Consider the following 16,753-nt stretch of genomic DNA (forward strand, 5'->3'; position numbering starts at 1 on the left):
TATGGTGAAGTGTCTGGCTGTCTTTGTTGCTAAAAGTAGTGTTTTTGCATTTGGGCGTTTCCTGTACATGATTTGCGATATGTTACACATGTTATTTTTCGCCATGAAAGTGGGTCTGATAATTGTCAGGGGCAATGTATGAAAAAGAAGGAATTATTTATACCGTTAAGCATATTGGCGACGTCTGTGTTGTTTGTGGGTTGTGGTGGAGGGGGAAGCTCTTCTGTTAAAACGACTGGGCCGGGTGGCTATCCAATACTGGGTGAGAATAAGTCAGTGGTGTTGGAAGCTATGTCTGCAGAGGTTGACTATACATCTACCGGTAATATCGCGACATCCGTTAGCCCTATGGGGATTGTCAATACCTCAACGACTGAGTTGATTTTTGAAAATAAAGTCTTGAAGAAATTGATCATTACTACCCCTCATTCAACGTTCACATGGAGCGCGGCCAGCGGTGATAGTTTTGGACAAGTGCCTAATTACCCCAGGCAAACTATTTTTGAAGATACTGCCGCCACGTTTGCTGCCGTGTTGTCCGGTGAGTGGGATTATCAAACATTTGGTGCGTGGAGAACGGGCTTTGGGTTAGGCGCCGGGACTGTTGGCGCGATCAGCGCAGGTTATAAAACTGAAGGGCCAGCGTTGCCAGTCGTTGGTACGTCAACATTTACAGGTAAATTGCTCGGGGCTTATACGAATCAGGCTGGCAATGGCAATTTTGTTGAGGGAATGGTTTCAGTTGCATCTGATTTTTCTGCTCGCTCGCTTGCTTTCACAACAACCGATAGCAATTTGTATAATTTGAGTAATGGTGTTGTGACTGCGTCAGCTCCTGGGTTGGATATGTCCGGTACACTGACTTACAGTCCGGGTGTGAACTCATTCAGTGGGGCTGTGACGGCACCTGGTTTGGGCTTGTCAGGGTTGGCGTCTGGCGCTTTTTTTGGCCCTAATGCAGAGGAGCTTGGTGGTGTGTTTGATCTTAAAGGTGCAGGGGTGGAATACTATGTAGGTGGGTTTGGTGCCAGTCAATAATCGTTTATGAAATATTTGCCACTGATAAGTGCTGTCTCATTATTATTGGCGATGGGGAAATATTCTCAGGCGTCTGACGCTGACGTGAAAGATGCTCCTGTGAATGAGGGTGCAGTGTTAGATGCTGCCTCGGCTGAGCAGGGCTCTCTGCAGTACTCTCCACAGTATTATTCTTCGCAGTATTATCTAGAGGGTTTTCTGCTGGGCTCGCTAGAGGATTCCTATCAAAAGCTTTTTGTCATGGGACTGCTTACTCTGGAGCAGAGTGATTATAAGGCTTCGATTGTTATATTTTATGAGATGTTAAAGCGAACAAGCAGCCCGAGAGTTAAGCTTGAGCTGGCGCGGGCTTTATTCCTGGATCGCCAATTCAACTCCGCTAAAGCTTTATTTCAAGAAGTGCTTTTTGAGACAGAGACCCCTTGGGCGGTGAAGCAGAATATACGTTTATATCTTAACCAAATAGATAATGATATTGGCTATGTGAAATTTGATATTTCGTTTATTAGTGACTCTAACCCTGAAAACTTTACCTCAAATGAAGAGGTTAATATTGCAGGGCAAGCATTTAAAGTGGTTCAGCCGTTGGGTAATCGTGAAGTAAAGGGGCTGCGTCTGAATATGAATAGCGGCTTGCCTGTATCAGCAGATGCGCGTACACAGGCGCTTTTGAATGTTTCGTTTACCGATTTTGCAGGAAGCGAGTTTGATCGGTTGGTCGGTAGTGTAGGGATTATTTCGTCATTTGAGCTGTTGCCAAAAATCAAAGCGAAAGCGGGTGTGGAATATTCAGGTAAAAATGGAAAAAAGCAGTATGACTTTTCTTACCTGAGTGTTTTTTATACGCCAAGCATTGTGGATCAGTTTAGCTTTCGCCATGAAGTGAGGGTGGGTAAGTTAAAGGTTGACGGAGCTTCTCACCTTGATGCGGATGTCTATAGGGTGGCTAGCGTTTTTACCCGTCCATTGAAGAACGGTATTTTTCTTGATGGTGGTGTCACCGTCGAAAAATCAATTGCCCGGGAAGATCCGTATTCTTATGACGAAGGCACTTTATCTTTGGGGCTTGATCTGCCTGTTAGTGATTGGGGGGTAAATCTTTCTGCTGCATTGGGGTTACGCTTATATGCAGATGTTGATCCGTTTTTCGGTGAGCGGCGGCGTGACACGAATCAGAAGCTTGGCTTCTTATTGAGTCATAAAAAGATTAACGCTTACGGATATAAACCCGAAGTGGGTGTGACGTATGAACAAAATGACTCCACTCTGGCGTTTTTTGAATATGATAAAGTTAGCTTGGTTTTTAGTTTTAAAGAAAGTTACTAAAAGTGGCATTGTTTGTTAAAATAACGCGCAAGCCTTGGTCTGATTTCTCCCGCGCTTAATTATCTATCGAATTAAAGATAACTTTTTATGGTTACTTGTTTTGTTAGTTTCAGGTAATGGTTTCGGGTAATGGTTCGGCTGTTTTCGGGCATATCTGATGTTATCTCTGTTTTTTCTTCCTTATTCAAAAAGGTATCCACAAGTTTAGTGTCCTCTCCTGTCTGTAATTAATCGACTGAATTGTAAGGGCTTTATAAGGTGTCGATTAATTGTGTCTTAATCTTCTTCAATTTTATGCTTATTTTCCGTGCTTTTAGCTGCTTGTCGCCGCTTCTCCACACTTGCAAAAAACAAGGGTAGTTTCTATAGTGTGTGTAGTGGGTAATTGTGGATAAAAGTGGGTTTTTATGATGAATTTTGGTGAATAGGTGATGTTTCGTGGTGTTAATCAGGTCAACCTGGATGCGAAGGGCCGTATGGCTATTCCAGCCCGCTACCGGGAGATGATCTCGGTTCAGTGTGCCGGACATCTGGTGATGACGATTGATACTGAAGAGCGCTGCTTACTTCTCTATCCCATTGATGAATGGACAATCATTGAAGAAAAAATTAATGCATTACCCAGCCTCAACTCAGTTACACGACGCCTGCAGCGTTTAATTATCGGGCATGCTGCTGACCTGGATATGGATAGCCATGGGCGCTTGTTGATTCCTGCATTGTTACGTGATTATGCAGGGCTGAGTAAAAAGACCATTTTACTGGGCCAGGGGCGGAAGTTTGAAATTTGGGACGAGGATAACTGGAACTCTACTCGTGACAGATACTTACAGGAAGTCGAAGCTGAGCAGTTGCCGGATTCGCTGCTCAATTTATCACTTTAACTATTTAAACAGGATTTTTCTGTGAGTACTGAATCGCTACAGCATATTACCGTATTACTTGATGAAGCCGTGGCTGCACTGGTGCAGAATCCTGATGGGTTTTACGTCGACGGTACGTTTGGCCGGGGCGGTCACTCTGCGTTGGTTTTGAATCAGCTGTCGCCTACTGGCCGATTGATGGCGATTGATAAAGACCTTGAAGCGATCGCGTGTGCACATACCCGCTTTGCTGATGATGCGCGTTTTGATATCGCACATGGTTCATTTTCGCGATTGCAGGAATTTGTTACCGATCGTGACATGTTTGGTCAGGTCGATGGTGTTTTGCTGGATCTGGGTGTGAGTTCTCCGCAACTGGATGATCCGATGCGTGGCTTTAGTTTTCAGCATGATGGCCCGTTGGATATGCGCATGGATACTACGTCTGGCGAAAGTGTTGCGCAGTGGATTATGCGTGCCTCGCAGGATGAGATCGCGGATGTGATCTATACCTATGGTGAAGATCGTCATGGTCGCCGCATGGCAAAAGCGGTTGTTGAAGCGCGGGCTATCGCGCCTATAGAGACAACCGCGCAGCTGGCAAAAATTATCTCTGACGCCAATCCATCATGGGAAAAGGGCAAGCATCCTGCTACCCGGGCTTTTCAGGCATTTCGCATACATATCAATCGTGAATTGGAAGATCTGGAAAAATGTCTGGATCAATCGCTTGATTCATTAAAGGTCGGTGGGCGTTTGGTGATTATCAGCTTTCATTCATTAGAAGACCGTATAGTGAAGCGCTTTATTCGTAAGCATGTGAAAGGTGATGATCATTTGCCGATGAGTATTCCGGTGACCAGTGACATGTTGAAACAGCGCTTAAAAGCGGTAGGCAAAATGGTAAAAGCCAGCGCAACCGAGGTGGATGAAAACCCACGCTCACGTAGTGCTGTGATGCGTATTGCTACAAAAATTGCCTAGTGCGGCACCTGGCTCTGGCGCAATAAGCAGCTTACGACTGTATGAAATATGACATAAACATAACGCAATAAAACGTAATAAAAGGTACCAACAGTGTTTAGCAAGCCTGCATGGTTGATCAGAAACAAAGAGGATGACGCACAGCCTGTTCTTGGTGCTGAGGCGCTAGTTCGTCCGGTTTTTGTTATTGCTGTCCTGGTGGTGGTTATCGTTTGTAGTGCTTTAGCTGTGACATATTCTGCATTTCAGTACCGGCTGTTATTTAATCAGCAGCAAATTCTTATCGCACAATGGGATGACTTTCAGGTGGAGTGGGGACAATTACTGCTGGAACAAAGCGCCTTGGGGACTAACAACCGCGTTGAGCAGGTGGCCCGAAAACAGCTTGATATGATGACGCCGCAACCGGCCATGATAGAGATTGTTCAGTATGAGCGATAATAACGATACCTCAATTGTCGAGTCTGCAGGACGTAGCTGGCGTTTGCTTTTGGTGGGCGTGCTGTTGTTCGCTGTTGCGGGCGGTATCGTTAGCAAATTAGTGTCTTTATATACACTTGATCAGGCTTTTTTACAGAACCAGGGGGATGCCCGTAGCTTAAGGACTATGCTGACGCCGGCGCACCGTGGTGTGATTACCGATCGTAATGGTGAGCCGCTGGCGGTGAGTGCGCCTGTAGCAACTATTTGGGCTGATCCGAGTAAAGCTGATACGCATCATCAGGGGTTAGTGAGGTTGGCTTCTTTGCTCAATATGAAGCGAAGCGACCTGGTTGCTCGTCTTGAAAAAGATAGCAGCCGTCAGTTTATCTATCTGAAACGTCAGGTAACACCGGAGCTGGCCAGGCAGATTGAAACGCTGAAAGTGCCGGGTGTGCATGTTGATGTTGAGTACAAGCGTTATTACCCTGCTGGCGAAGTGTCGACGCATCTGGTTGGCTTTACCGGTATTGAGGGGGCGGGTCAGGAAGGAATGGAGCTGGCCTATAACGAATGGTTAAGTGGTGAGACCGGGCGCAAGTTAGTCATGCAAGATCGTCTGGGGCGCACCATCAAGCATATTAAGTCGATAGAGGAAGCGAAGCCTGGACGGGATATACAGCTGAGCATCGATCTGCGACTGCAGTATATGGCTTACCGTGAATTGAAAGCTGTAGTGCAGTCGCATAAAGCTGACTCTGCTTCTGCTGTGGTGCTGGATGCTAATACCGGTGAGGTTTTAGTCATGGTCAATCAGCCTTCCTATAACCCGAATGACCGCAGCAAAATTGATGTTAACGGGCTGCGTAACCGGGCGGTGACGGATCTGTTTGAGCCGGGCTCAACCATGAAGCCGTTAACCATTGCCGCAGCATTAATGAGCGGCAAATACACGATGGACTCAATCATCGATACGTCGCCGGGCTATATCAGAATCCGCAGAAGCACTATTCGTGATCATCGCAATTATGGAAAGCTGGATCTGACCTCAATCATTACTAAATCAAGTAACGTTGGCGCGACCAAGATCGCTTTAAGTTTACAGGAAGATGCGGTTCGCAATTTATTTCATAATGTTGGCTTGGGGCAGTCTTCCGGTACCGGTTTTCCGGGAGAGCGTAATGGAAGTCTGCCTTATTATCCTGCTAAACGCGTAGTTGAACGCGCGACTATGTCATATGGCTATGGCTTGTCCGTCACACCTTTGCAGCTTGCACAGGCCTACTTGCCTTTGGCGAATGGGGGTGTGGCTTTACCTGTTAGTCTGGTAAAGCTTGACGGGGAAGCTAAAGGGGCGCGGGTCATGCCTAAGGGCGTCGCTAAAAATGTCCTCGGGATGATGGAAACGGTGACGCAAAAAGGCGGTACCGGACGTCGTGCGGCTGTTTATGGCTACCGGGTGGCCGGTAAAACGGGCACGGTGCATAAGAGTACCCGGGGTGGTTACGCGGATGATAAATATATCTCAGTTTTCTCCGGTATCGTTCCGGTGGCTGACCCGCGTTTTGTGATTGTGGTTATGGTTAATAATCCTAAAGGGCAGGAATACTACGGTGGAGAAGTCGCTGCACCGGTATTTTCACGTATTTCGAGTAATGCACTGCGCTTGTTGAATGTCGCTCCAGACCAGTGGCCGCAGAAGCCAACGGAAACGGTGGTGATGAAATGATAACGTCTTTTCCTGAATCTCAGCCTGCATCACTACCTATACCTATATCTGTGCAACAGTTGCTGGGTGTTGAGGCGGGGCGTGAATTAACCGATGTGGTTGCTGATGATGTGATAGTTACAGGCATTTCATCTGATAGCCGATTGGTGCAGGCCGGTGACCTGTTTATTGCGCGCGATGGTATCAGTCATCGTGGGATTGATTTTATTCAGCAGGCGGCGACAGCTGGTGCGCTGGCCGCCGTTGTTGAACGTCAAACGACGCAGGTTGATGAACTTGCGTCGTTTTCGATTCCTGTGTATCAAGTTGATGATTTGGCTAATAAAGCCGGCGTTTATGCGTCGCTGATGTGGGGTAGCCCGAGCAAAAAAATGACGATTATCGGTGTGACCGGCACCAACGGTAAAACATCATGCGCGCACTATATCGCTCAAGCCCTGGCAGCTTTAGGGCAAAAGACAGCGCTGCTGGGTACGGTCGGAAACGGTTTTCCTGGCGCACTGAATACCGCGACCCACACGACGCCTGATGCGATTAGTTTGCAGCGGATGCTGGCAGACTTCTATACCCAGGGTGCTAAAGCGGTGGTGATGGAAGTCAGTTCGCATGCGCTGGATCAAGGCCGCGTTGTGGGTGTCGAGTTTGATGTGGTTGCCTTGACGAATCTTAGCCGTGATCATTTAGATTATCACGGTTCGATGGATGCCTACGCAGCGGCCAAATCCCAACTGTTTATCCCTCTAAAGCGCGAATCAGCGCACGCTAAATCGTCAGGTGCTGTTGATGCTGACTGTGCGTTTGTCAGCGATGTTCACCGGCGTATCGTCTTGAATGCTGATGATGAGTTTGGCCGAACTCTGGCAGAGCAATTACTTGCCAACGGTCAATCCTTTTGTAGTTACAGTGCTCAGGTTAGTGGTTCGCAACAAGCTGACATCGTTGTAAAAAGTGCGCTGCTCAGCCCTAAAGGGGTAGCGTTAGCGTTACGCCTGCCGGGTGCGGATATTCATTTTGACGCGCCGGTTGTTGGCGATTTTAATGTCTCTAATTTGTTATTAGTCGTGTCTGTGCTGCATCAGTTGAACACACCTTCTGCTCAGATCGAAGTGGCAATGGCGCAAGTGTCTGCGGTTCCCGGGCGTATGGAATGCTTGAATCGGCCAGGCTGCCCCGCTGTTGTGATCGATTATGCGCATACACCGGATGCGCTGGAAAAGGCGTTGCTAGCTGCCCGCAAGCATTGCCAGAATCAATTATGGGTTGTGTTTGGTTGTGGTGGTGATCGCGATACAGGAAAAAGAGCTGAAATGGCGGCTATCGCAGAACAATTGGCAGACAAGATTGTGGTGACAAGCGATAATCCGCGCACCGAAGATCCTGACGCTATTATCAATATGATCATGCAAGGCTTTGCAGCGGCGGATCAGGTGGTTGTGCTGCCTGAGCGTGAGGCGGCGATTAGTCGTGCCATTCAAATCGCAGGGCCGGATGATCTTATTTTGATTGCAGGCAAAGGACATGAGGACTATCAGGACATTATGGGCGTTAAATATCCATTTAGTGACAAAGAGATAGCCGATAAATGGATGGGGAGCAAATCAGCATGATGAAGCACAATATTCATCTCAGCGAGCTGCTGGATGCCTGCTCATATGAAAAGGATGCAAAATTGTGTCATCAGGATGTTGTGTTTTCACGTGTGAATACGGATACCCGATCCATCCAGCCAGGTGACCTGTTTGTAGCGCTTAAGGGTGAGCGTTTTGATGCGCATGATTTTGCTCAACAGGCAATCACTGCCGGTGCTGTCGCGCTGGTTGTTGATCATCAATTGGCTTTAGATGTTCCTCAGCTGATTGTTGCCGATACACGTATCGCTTTAGGTAAAATTGCAGAATATAATCGCCGCTTTTTTAACGGACTCTTATTTGCTATCACCGGTAGTAGTGGCAAAACCACTGTGAAAGAGATGCTGGCAGAAATTCTTGCCGGTATTGCCGGTAAAGATCAGGTATTGGCTACGCAAGGCAATCTGAACAACGATATCGGTGTGCCTCTAACGCTGTTGAGGCTTTCGCCGGGTGAGCGCTACGCAGTGATCGAGATGGGTGCCAGCGGCCCCAACGAAATTGGCTACTCAGCGGGTTTGGCTCATCCTGATATTGCGCTTGTTAATAATGCCATGGGTGCGCATCTCGAGGGTTTTGGTTCATTACAGGGCGTCGTAAAAGCTAAAGGCGAAATTTACGATGGTCTAACGGCGCAGGGGTGTGCGGTTGTTAATCTGGATGACCAGCATGCCCAACAGTGGCTTGAGCGTATCGGCGAAAAAGGCGTGGTCAAAAGAGTGGTGACATTTGCTGTGAATGCGCCAAACGCTGATGTGAGAGCATCTGATCTGCAGTTGCAAGAGAATGGTTGTTACGCATTTACGCTGTTGCATGCGGATACATCCGAGCGTGTCCATCTTAAGGTGATGGGGCGCCACAATGTCATGAATGCATTGGCAGCGGCTGCCTTAATTATTGCAGCGGGTATGCCTTTGTCACTTGCTGTGGCAGGGCTTGAGAAGTTCCAGGCGGTGAAAGGGCGGATGTGCAGTTTGCCGGGTATCGCTGGCGGTCGCGTTATTGATGATAGTTATAACGCTAATCCGGGTTCCGTTAAGGCGGCTATTCAAGTGTTACATGAATTACAAGGTGAACGGGTTTTGGTATTGGGTGATATGGGCGAACTAGGGTTGGGTGCAGAGCAGATGCATCGTGATATTGGACAGTTTGCAGCAGAGCAAAAGATAGACCAGTTATTAGCGGTCGGCCCTTTGAGTAAAGCAGCGGTTGAGGGCTATCAAGCAGCACAGGTATCTATGATAGACGGGGACAATGCTCAACGAGTTGTTCTGAAAGCGCAGCATTTTGCCGATCAGCAGAGCCTGGTAGCGGCGATTCTTCCGCAGTTGAACTCAGATATGGTTGTTTTAGTGAAAGGTTCCCGTAGTGCCGGGATGGACAAAATCGTAACCCTATTAACGCAAGAGGTGTAAAGACGATGCTGTTAATTCTGAGTGATTACCTTTCAGAGTTTTTTTCTGCCATAGCCGTGTTCAAGTATTTAACACTGCGAGGCATTATGGGGGTTTTGACAGCGCTCGCCATCTCCTTATTTATCGGCCCGAAATTGATCAATTATTTGAAAGCAAAACAGATCGGCCAATCTGTGCGTAATGATGGGCCACAATCTCATTTGAGCAAAGCAGGTACACCCACTATGGGTGGTGCATTGATTATCCTGTCGATAGCCATCAGCACTTTACTATGGGCGGATCTTTCCAATCGCTATGTCTGGATTGTGCTGATTGTAACGCTGATTTTTGGCGCCGTTGGTTGGGTTGATGATTGGCGTAAAGTGGTCGAGAAAAATTCACGGGGTTTACCCGCGCGCTGGAAGTATTTGTGGCAGTCAGTCGGCGGTTTAGGTGCGGCTTCAGTGTTGTATTTTACGGCGCAGAGCCCTGCAGAAACGCAGTTAATTGTTCCTCTTTTTAAAGATGTCGCTATCGATATGGGGATCTTCTTTATTGTATTTACCTATTTTGTGATTGTCGGTACGTCTAATGCCGTTAACTTAACCGACGGTCTGGATGGTTTGGCCATCATGCCAACGGTAATGGTGGCAGGGGCTTTAGCTGTTTTTGCTTACCTGAGTGGTCATATTCGCTTTGCAGATTATCTGCATATTCCTTACATAGCGGGTTCCGGTGAACTCATCGTTTTTTGTGGCGCTATTGTCGGTGCTGGTCTGGGGTTTCTGTGGTTTAACACCTATCCCGCGCAAGTATTTATGGGCGATGTGGGCGCATTAGCTTTAGGCGCTGCGTTAGGCGTTGTCGCGGTTGTCGTGCGTCAGGAGTTGGTGCTTGTGATTATGGGAGGTGTCTTTGTGATGGAGACCGTCTCTGTGATTTTGCAGGTTGCTTCTTATAAGTTAACAGGGCGGCGAATATTTCGGATGGCGCCGATACACCATCATTTTGAATTAAAAGGTTGGCCAGAGCCCAGAGTGATTGTGCGCTTCTGGATCATTACGGTTATTTTGGTGTTAGTTGGCTTAGCCACACTCAAATTACGTTAAAAACCTTTTATAAACACTTTTTTATCAATAGTGTTTATCAACAAGGTTAATGCGGTAAGCGAGTTAAGTAAGTTAAGGAAACAGGAAGAAAAATGTCATTGATTACGTCAGATCAGTTAAAGATAGTCATCGGTTTAGGACAAACCGGGCTTTCTTGCGCGCGTTATCTGGCGAAAAAAGGGCAGCGTTTCGGTTTGGCTGATACGCGCACTAATCCGCCGAATCTGGCGCAGATTAAAGCTGAGTTTCCCGGAGTCGAGTTGCACTTAGGTGAACTTGATGAAGGCTATTTGAAGCAGGCCAGTGAGTTGGTGCTCAGTCCTGGTGTATCGCAGCAGCTGGCAGCGATTAAAGCAGCGGTTGCCAGCGGTGTCGCACTGATTGGTGATATAGACCTGTTTTGTCGGGAAGTAAGCGCACCTATCGTTGCTATTACCGGCTCTAATGCAAAAAGTACCGTCACTACACTCGTTGGCGAGATGGCAAAAACAGCGGGCATTGATGTGGGTGTCGGGGGAAATTTAGGAACGCCTGTACTGGATATGCTGGAAGCGGGAGAACAGTCTCTGTATGTGTTGGAGCTGTCCAGTTTTCAGTTGGAAACCGTCCATGAATTACGCGCACAGGTTGCAACCGTGCTGAATGTCAGCCCGGACCATCTGGATCGCTACGATGGGATGCAGGGGTATTATCAGGCTAAACATCGGATTTTCCGTGGTTGTAGAGCGGCCGTTGAGAACCGCGATGATGCGCTGACACACCCACTGTTACCTAAAGATGTTCCTTTGTGGGGTTATCGTCTGGGTAAGCCTGATTTGAAAATCTTTGGCTTGATCGAAGAGGCCGGCGTTGAGTGGTTAGCTCTGGGGCACGAAAAGTTGCTGCCCAGCCGTGAGATCAAAATGCCGGGTCGTCATAATGTAGCGAATGCACTGGCGTCATTGGCGCTTGGTAGCGCGGTTGATATTCCATTGTCGGCGATGTTGGAAACACTGAAAAGCTTTGCGGGTCTGGAGCATCGATGCCAGTGGGTAGCGAATAAAAAAGGCGTCAATTTTTATAATGACTCTAAAGGTACCAATGTTGGTGCAACCGTCGCTGCTTTAGAGGGTTTGGGGGCTACCCTTGCTGACGAGCAGCGTATTGTGCTGATCGCTGGTGGCGATGGTAAAGGTGCGGATTTTGATGATTTGATCGCACCGGTTAATCGTTTTGTGCGTAAGGTTGTTCTGATAGGTCAGGATGCAGAAAAAATTCGCCAGACGCTGTCTCATACGAAAACGATGCCAGTTTCTTCATTAGAAAGCGCTGTGCAATGTGCCGTTGAATCAGCGCTTATCGGTGACATTGTGTTGTTATCGCCCGCCTGTGCAAGCATTGATATGTTCAAAAATTACGCTGATCGTGGCCATCAGTTTGTGGCACTGGTGGAGGCGTTATGAGTACGTCTGTGAATGCGCCCACGAATACAATTAGTGCAGCAAGGCAGTCTGGCTGGTTGTCTTTTCCTCAGCAGGGGGTGATGCCTTTCGATCCATGGTTGTTAGGCACTGCGGCGGCTTTGGTTCTGACGGGTTTTGTCATGATTACCTCCGCCTCTATGGATGTGGCTGCTCAGAAGTTTGGTGGCCCTTTCTTTTTTGCACAGCGTCATGGTTTTTTTATTCTACTGGCCATAGTGGCATCAATCATTGCAGTAAGAGTTCCCATTAATAAGTGGGAAAAGTATGGGCCGGTGTTATTGGGTATTGGTTTTGTGTTTTTGGTTTTGGTACTTATTCCGGGTATTGGTCGTGAAGTTAACGGGAGTAGTCGCTGGATAAGTCTGGGCCCTTTGAATCTGCAGGCATCAGAGGTCGCTAAATTTTGTATGGTGATCTATGTCGGCGGCTATTTGGTAAGGCGCTTGTCAGAAGTGAGAACCAGTTGGGGTGGTGTGGTTAAACCTGTGCTTCCGCTGGCTTTTTTTGTATTTTTGCTGTTGCTTGAGCCCGATTACGGTGCGGCGGTGGTACTCATGGGTACCGTCATGGGGATGATATTTCTCGGTGGTATGCGTTTTGGGCAGTTCATCATGGTATTGGTGTGTGCTATCGGCCTTGTTGGTGTGATGGCGATTGCTCAGCCTTACAGGATGGCCCGATTGAAGTCGTTTCAGGATCCATGGGCTGATCCTTTCGGCAGTGGTTATCAGTTATCGCAAGCGCAAATTGCGTTTGGGCGAGGTGAGTGGTTTGGTACAGGTTTAGGTAACAGCGTACAGAAATTATTTTATCTGCCTGAAGCGCATACGGACTTCGTATATTCCGTACTGGCGGAAGAGTTTGGTCTGATCGGTGCGCTGATGGTGGTGATTTTATATGTCATCATGATCGGTCGGATTTTTCTGATCGGGCGTCAGGCTGAGAAGCAGCAACAGTTTTTTATGGGTTATATCGCTTATGGATTTGGCTTGATATTCGCGGCGCAGGCTTTGATCAATATCGGTGTTAATGTTGGTGCTTTACCCACCAAAGGGCTGACGTTGCCGTTGTTGAGTTATGGAGGCAGTAGTTTGTTGGTTTGTGCTGTGATGATTTCAATTGTGATGCGCATAGATTTTGAATTAAAGACACTTCGTTATAAAGAGGCGTCCGAGGAGGATCCTCAGAAATCACTTAAGAAATCGTCAAAGGCTTCATCGAAGGAATCGCCGAAAAAGCCAAAACTGAGGATTGCTAAATACAGCAAGTCAGAATCTCCTCATGAACTTTCTCATCAATTATCTCCTCATGAGTTATCAAAAGGGAGGGTGAATGAAAAAGCATAAAACGGCGTTGGTTATGGCAGGTGGTACCGGTGGGCATGTGTTCCCGGCGCTGGCGACAGCGCACTGCTTGCAGCAAGAGGGTGTATCCATACATTGGATGGGCACACAAAAAGGCATTGAGTCCACGGTTGTCCCCAATGCAGGCATCGCGCTGCACACTATTGATGTACAGGGATTACGTGGTAAAGGGCGTCTGAGTTTGCTGTTAGCGCCCTTTAAATTGCTCAAAGCTATTTGGCAGGCCGTTAAGGTTGTGCGCGCTGTTAAACCTGATGTGGTGTTGGGTATGGGCGGCTTTGCTTCAGGCCCGGGTGCTGTTGCCGCTCGTTTGTTGGGTGTTCCTCTGGTGATCCATGAGCAGAATGCCGTCGCCGGTATGACTAACCGGATATCAGCCAAGTTGGCGCAACGTATTCTGGTGGCTTTTCCCGGTGCGTTTGGTTCAGCAGTAAAAGTAGAACAAACAGGCAACCCGGTACGCGGTGCGATCCTGGATCTGCCCGAACCGCAGCAGCGTTATGATCAACGCAGTGGGGCGATTAATTTGCTGATTGTTGGCGGAAGTCTCGGAGCCAAAGCAATTAATGAACTCGTCCCACAAGCGCTGGCGCAGATGGCTGTTGATGAGCGCCCGAATGTTTGGCATCAGGCGGGTAAACAAAATTTTGAAGCCACACAACAGGCCTATAGCAGACTCAATGTCAGTGCTCGTGTGGATGCGTTTATTGAACACATGGATGAAGCGTATGGCTGGGCCGATTTGGTTATCTGTCGTTCGGGTGCATTAACGGTGAGTGAGTTGGCCATTGCCGGTGTTCCTGCGTTGCTTATTCCTTTTCCTTTTGCTGTCGATGATCATCAGACGGGTAATGCCCGCTATCTTGAGCAAGCCGGTGCTGCATGGATTATCCAGCAGGCCGACCTGAAGGTAGATGATCTCGTCGAGATTTTACGTAATAAGACTGATCGTGGCTTACTAGCTGAAATGGCATTGAAGGCACGTAGTGTGGCTAAGCCGGATGCCAGCAAGCACGTAGCGAGAATCTGTCTGGAGAGTATGAAATGAGTCCTGTATCACAAGCCCCAACCGTTTATGAAGTGCCAGAAATGCGCCGTATCCGTACTATTCATTTTGTCGGTATCGGCGGCGTCGGTATGTGCGGTATTGCTGAGGTGTTATGTAATCAGGGGTATCAGATTTCGGGTTCAGATATACGGGCATCGGTTACCACGGATCGTTTGGTCGGTATGGGTGCCATCATTCATATAGGTCATGCCTCTGACAATATTCAGGGCGTTGATGTTGTGGTTATTTCCAGTGCAGTCAACGATACCAATCCCGAAGTAAAAGCGGCGCGTGAAGCGCGTATTCCTGTAGTGCGTCGCGCTGAAATGTTGGCTGAATTGATGCGTTACCGTCATGGCGTGGCTGTTGCCGGAACGCATGGGAAAACGACGACAACCAGTTTGCTGGCATCCGTATTTGCTGAAGCGGATCTGGATCCGACATTTGTTATTGGCGGACGGCTCAACAGCGCAGGTACCAACGCGCGCATGGGCGCCAGTCGCTATCTGATCGCCGAAGCGGATGAAAGCGATGCATCATTTTTGCATTTGCAGCCGATGGTTTCGATCGTCACGAATATTGATGCTGATCATATGGACACCTATGGCGGCGATTTTAATGTATTGAAAAAAACATTTGTCGAATTTCTGCATAATTTGCCGTTTTATGGTTTAGCCGTTTTATGCACTGATGATGCCGTGGTGCGGGAAATATTGCCGGAAATTAGTCGCCCTGTTGTGACGTATGGTCTAAATGAAGATGCCGATTATCGGGCAGTCAACATTAGTCAGTCGGGAATGCATACTCGTTTCACTGTGAAGCGTCCTGAAGCGCATGCTGATCTGGATATTACCTTGAATATGCCGGGTGAGCATAATGTACTCAATGCATTGGCTACCATTGCGGTTGCTACTGATGAAGGCATTGACGGCAAGGCCATCGCTGCAGCTCTAGAGAAGTTTTCGGGTGTTGGGCGTCGTTTTCAGGTGTTGGATGATATTAGCATTGCTGGTGGATCGGTAATGCTGGTGGATGACTACGGACATCACCCGCGTGAAGTGGAAGCGACGATTAAAGCCGTTAAGGCCGGTTGGCCGGATCGTCGACTGGTTATGATTAATCAGCCTCACCGCTATACACGTACCCGTGATCTGTATGAAGACTTTGTACAGGTATTGTCGGATGTGGATGTTTTAATGTTGATGGAAGTTTATGCGGCAGGTGAAGAACCGATTGCGGGCGCTGATAGTCGCAGTTTATGCCGCAGTATCCGGCAGCGCGGGAATGTTGAGCCAGTATATGTGAAAACTGCCGACGAAGTACCCGAGGTTTTACGCAATCTGCTGCGCCCGGGCGATCTGTTACTGACACAGGGCGCCGGAAATATTACAGCGCTGGCTCATCAGCTTTCGGGCATTGATCTGTCAGGAGAAAAAGCATGAGTGAGCGGATAAGTGAGCAGCAATCAAAAGCATTTGGCCGGGTGGCCGTTATTTATGGTGGGAATTCTGCTGAGCGAGCTGTGTCACTGAACAGCGGCACAGCGGTGCATAAAGCCTTATGCGCTGCAGGGGTGAATGCTTTTCTTCTGGATCTGTATGGTCCACAGGGTGAGCTGAATCCTGTGAAGCAGATACAGCAGGAACAGATTGATTGTGCGTTTCTGATTCTGCATGGGCGTGGTGGCGAAGACGGAACCATTCAGGGCTTGCTGGAGATGATGCAGATTCCCTATACAGGCAGCGGTGTTGAAGCGTCAGCGTTAGGCATGGATAAGTTGCGCAGTAAACAGTTGTTTGTTGGTGCGGGTCTTCCTACTCCGCCTTTTAAAGTACTTCGTGCTGAAAGTGATTTATTAGCGTGTGCGCAGGAACTTGGCTTTCCTTTGATGATCAAACCTGCCCATGAAGGTTCCAGTATCGGCATGCACAAGGTGAACAGTGCAGCTGACTTAGCATCAGCCTGGGCGGATGCCAGTGGTTATGATCAGTGCGTAATCGCCGAGAAATGGATTACCGGGTCTGAGTTTACGGTCGCTATTCTGAAAAACAATGCATTACCTGCGATTCGCTTGGAAACGCCGCATGATTTCTACGATTACGATGCCAAGTACCAGGCGAATGATACTCGCTACTTGTTCGATGATACGTTGAGCGCAGAGAAAGGCGATGAATTGCTCAGGTTATCAGAGCAGGCGTTTGCTGCTATTGGCTGTAAAGGCTGGGGGCGGGTTGACGTGATGCAGGATGCTGCGGGTAATTTCTACCTGCTGGAAGTGAACACCACGCCGGGTATGACGGACCATAGTCTGGTTCCGATGGCGGCAAGGCAAGCTGGCTTGAGTTTTGAACAGCTGGTTGTTGAAATTTTGAAAGAGGCGCACTGAG

Annotated in this window: 14 protein-coding genes; all 14 read left to right on the forward strand. The window is 48.2% G+C overall.

Annotated features, from left to right (window positions below; all coding sequences use genetic code 11):
- Nucleotides 1–138 precede the first annotated feature (138 nt).
- The 14 genes from BM099_RS13890 to BM099_RS13955 all read left to right on the forward strand — a co-directional run bounded on the left by BM099_RS13890 (nt 139) and on the right by BM099_RS13955 (nt 16,752).
- Nucleotides 139–1,038, forward strand: coding sequence for a transferrin-binding protein-like solute binding protein (locus BM099_RS13890; protein ID WP_090728732.1), 900 nt, complete (start codon nt 139–141; stop codon nt 1,036–1,038).
- A 6-nt stretch (nt 1,039–1,044) separates the two neighbouring features.
- Nucleotides 1,045–2,364, forward strand: coding sequence for a surface lipoprotein assembly modifier (locus tag BM099_RS13895; RefSeq protein ID WP_090728733.1), 1,320 nt, complete (start codon nt 1,045–1,047; stop codon nt 2,362–2,364).
- A 431-nt stretch (nt 2,365–2,795) separates the two neighbouring features.
- Nucleotides 2,796–3,248: a division/cell wall cluster transcriptional repressor MraZ gene (gene mraZ / locus BM099_RS13900; protein ID WP_090728734.1), complete on the forward strand. Its 453-nt coding sequence runs from the start codon at nt 2,796–2,798 to the stop codon at nt 3,246–3,248.
- 21 nt (nt 3,249–3,269) lie between these two features.
- The gene (gene rsmH / locus BM099_RS13905) at nt 3,270–4,211 is read left to right on the forward strand and encodes a 16S rRNA (cytosine(1402)-N(4))-methyltransferase RsmH (protein ID WP_090728735.1); all 942 of its coding nucleotides are present in this window, start codon (nt 3,270–3,272) and stop codon (nt 4,209–4,211) included.
- 93 nt (nt 4,212–4,304) lie between these two features.
- Complete coding sequence (gene ftsL, locus BM099_RS13910; RefSeq protein WP_090728736.1) at nt 4,305–4,652, forward strand: cell division protein FtsL; 348 nt, start codon at nt 4,305–4,307, stop codon at nt 4,650–4,652.
- Nucleotides 4,642–6,360 (forward strand): peptidoglycan D,D-transpeptidase FtsI family protein, encoded by a 1,719-nt coding sequence (locus BM099_RS13915; protein ID WP_090728737.1) that lies wholly within the window; start codon nt 4,642–4,644, stop codon nt 6,358–6,360. The genes ftsL and BM099_RS13915 overlap by 11 nt, the downstream gene beginning before the upstream one ends.
- Nucleotides 6,357–7,967 (forward strand): UDP-N-acetylmuramoyl-L-alanyl-D-glutamate--2,6-diaminopimelate ligase, encoded by a 1,611-nt coding sequence (locus tag BM099_RS13920; protein ID WP_090728738.1) that lies wholly within the window; start codon nt 6,357–6,359, stop codon nt 7,965–7,967. The genes BM099_RS13915 and BM099_RS13920 overlap by 4 nt, the downstream gene beginning before the upstream one ends.
- The gene (locus BM099_RS13925; RefSeq protein WP_232349046.1) at nt 7,964–9,403 is read left to right on the forward strand and encodes a UDP-N-acetylmuramoyl-tripeptide--D-alanyl-D-alanine ligase; all 1,440 of its coding nucleotides are present in this window, start codon (nt 7,964–7,966) and stop codon (nt 9,401–9,403) included. The genes BM099_RS13920 and BM099_RS13925 overlap by 4 nt, the downstream gene beginning before the upstream one ends.
- Before the next feature lie 5 nt (nt 9,404–9,408).
- The gene (mraY, locus tag BM099_RS13930; protein WP_090728739.1) at nt 9,409–10,491 is read left to right on the forward strand and encodes a phospho-N-acetylmuramoyl-pentapeptide-transferase; all 1,083 of its coding nucleotides are present in this window, start codon (nt 9,409–9,411) and stop codon (nt 10,489–10,491) included.
- Between the two features lie 92 nt (nt 10,492–10,583).
- Nucleotides 10,584–11,933 (forward strand): UDP-N-acetylmuramoyl-L-alanine--D-glutamate ligase, encoded by a 1,350-nt coding sequence (murD, locus tag BM099_RS13935; RefSeq protein ID WP_090728740.1) that lies wholly within the window; start codon nt 10,584–10,586, stop codon nt 11,931–11,933.
- Entirely contained in the window at nt 11,930–13,300 is a 1,371-nt protein-coding gene (ftsW, locus tag BM099_RS13940) for a putative lipid II flippase FtsW (RefSeq protein WP_090728741.1), read from the forward strand. Before murD ends, ftsW begins: the two co-directional genes overlap by 4 nt.
- Nucleotides 13,287–14,366, forward strand: a complete 1,080-nt coding sequence (gene murG / locus BM099_RS13945; protein ID WP_090728742.1) for an undecaprenyldiphospho-muramoylpentapeptide beta-N-acetylglucosaminyltransferase — start codon at nt 13,287–13,289, stop codon at nt 14,364–14,366. The genes ftsW and murG overlap by 14 nt, the downstream gene beginning before the upstream one ends.
- The gene (murC, locus tag BM099_RS13950; protein ID WP_090728743.1) at nt 14,363–15,808 is read left to right on the forward strand and encodes a UDP-N-acetylmuramate--L-alanine ligase; all 1,446 of its coding nucleotides are present in this window, start codon (nt 14,363–14,365) and stop codon (nt 15,806–15,808) included. Before murG ends, murC begins: the two co-directional genes overlap by 4 nt.
- Entirely contained in the window at nt 15,805–16,752 is a 948-nt protein-coding gene (locus BM099_RS13955; RefSeq protein ID WP_090728744.1) for a D-alanine--D-alanine ligase, read from the forward strand. Before murC ends, BM099_RS13955 begins: the two co-directional genes overlap by 4 nt.
- Nucleotide 16,753 lies beyond the last annotated feature (1 nt).

Origin of the sequence: Neptunomonas qingdaonensis, assembly GCF_900113275.1 — a bacterium.
In the GTDB taxonomy this organism is placed as follows: domain Bacteria; phylum Pseudomonadota; class Gammaproteobacteria; order Pseudomonadales; family Balneatricaceae; genus Neptunomonas; species Neptunomonas qingdaonensis.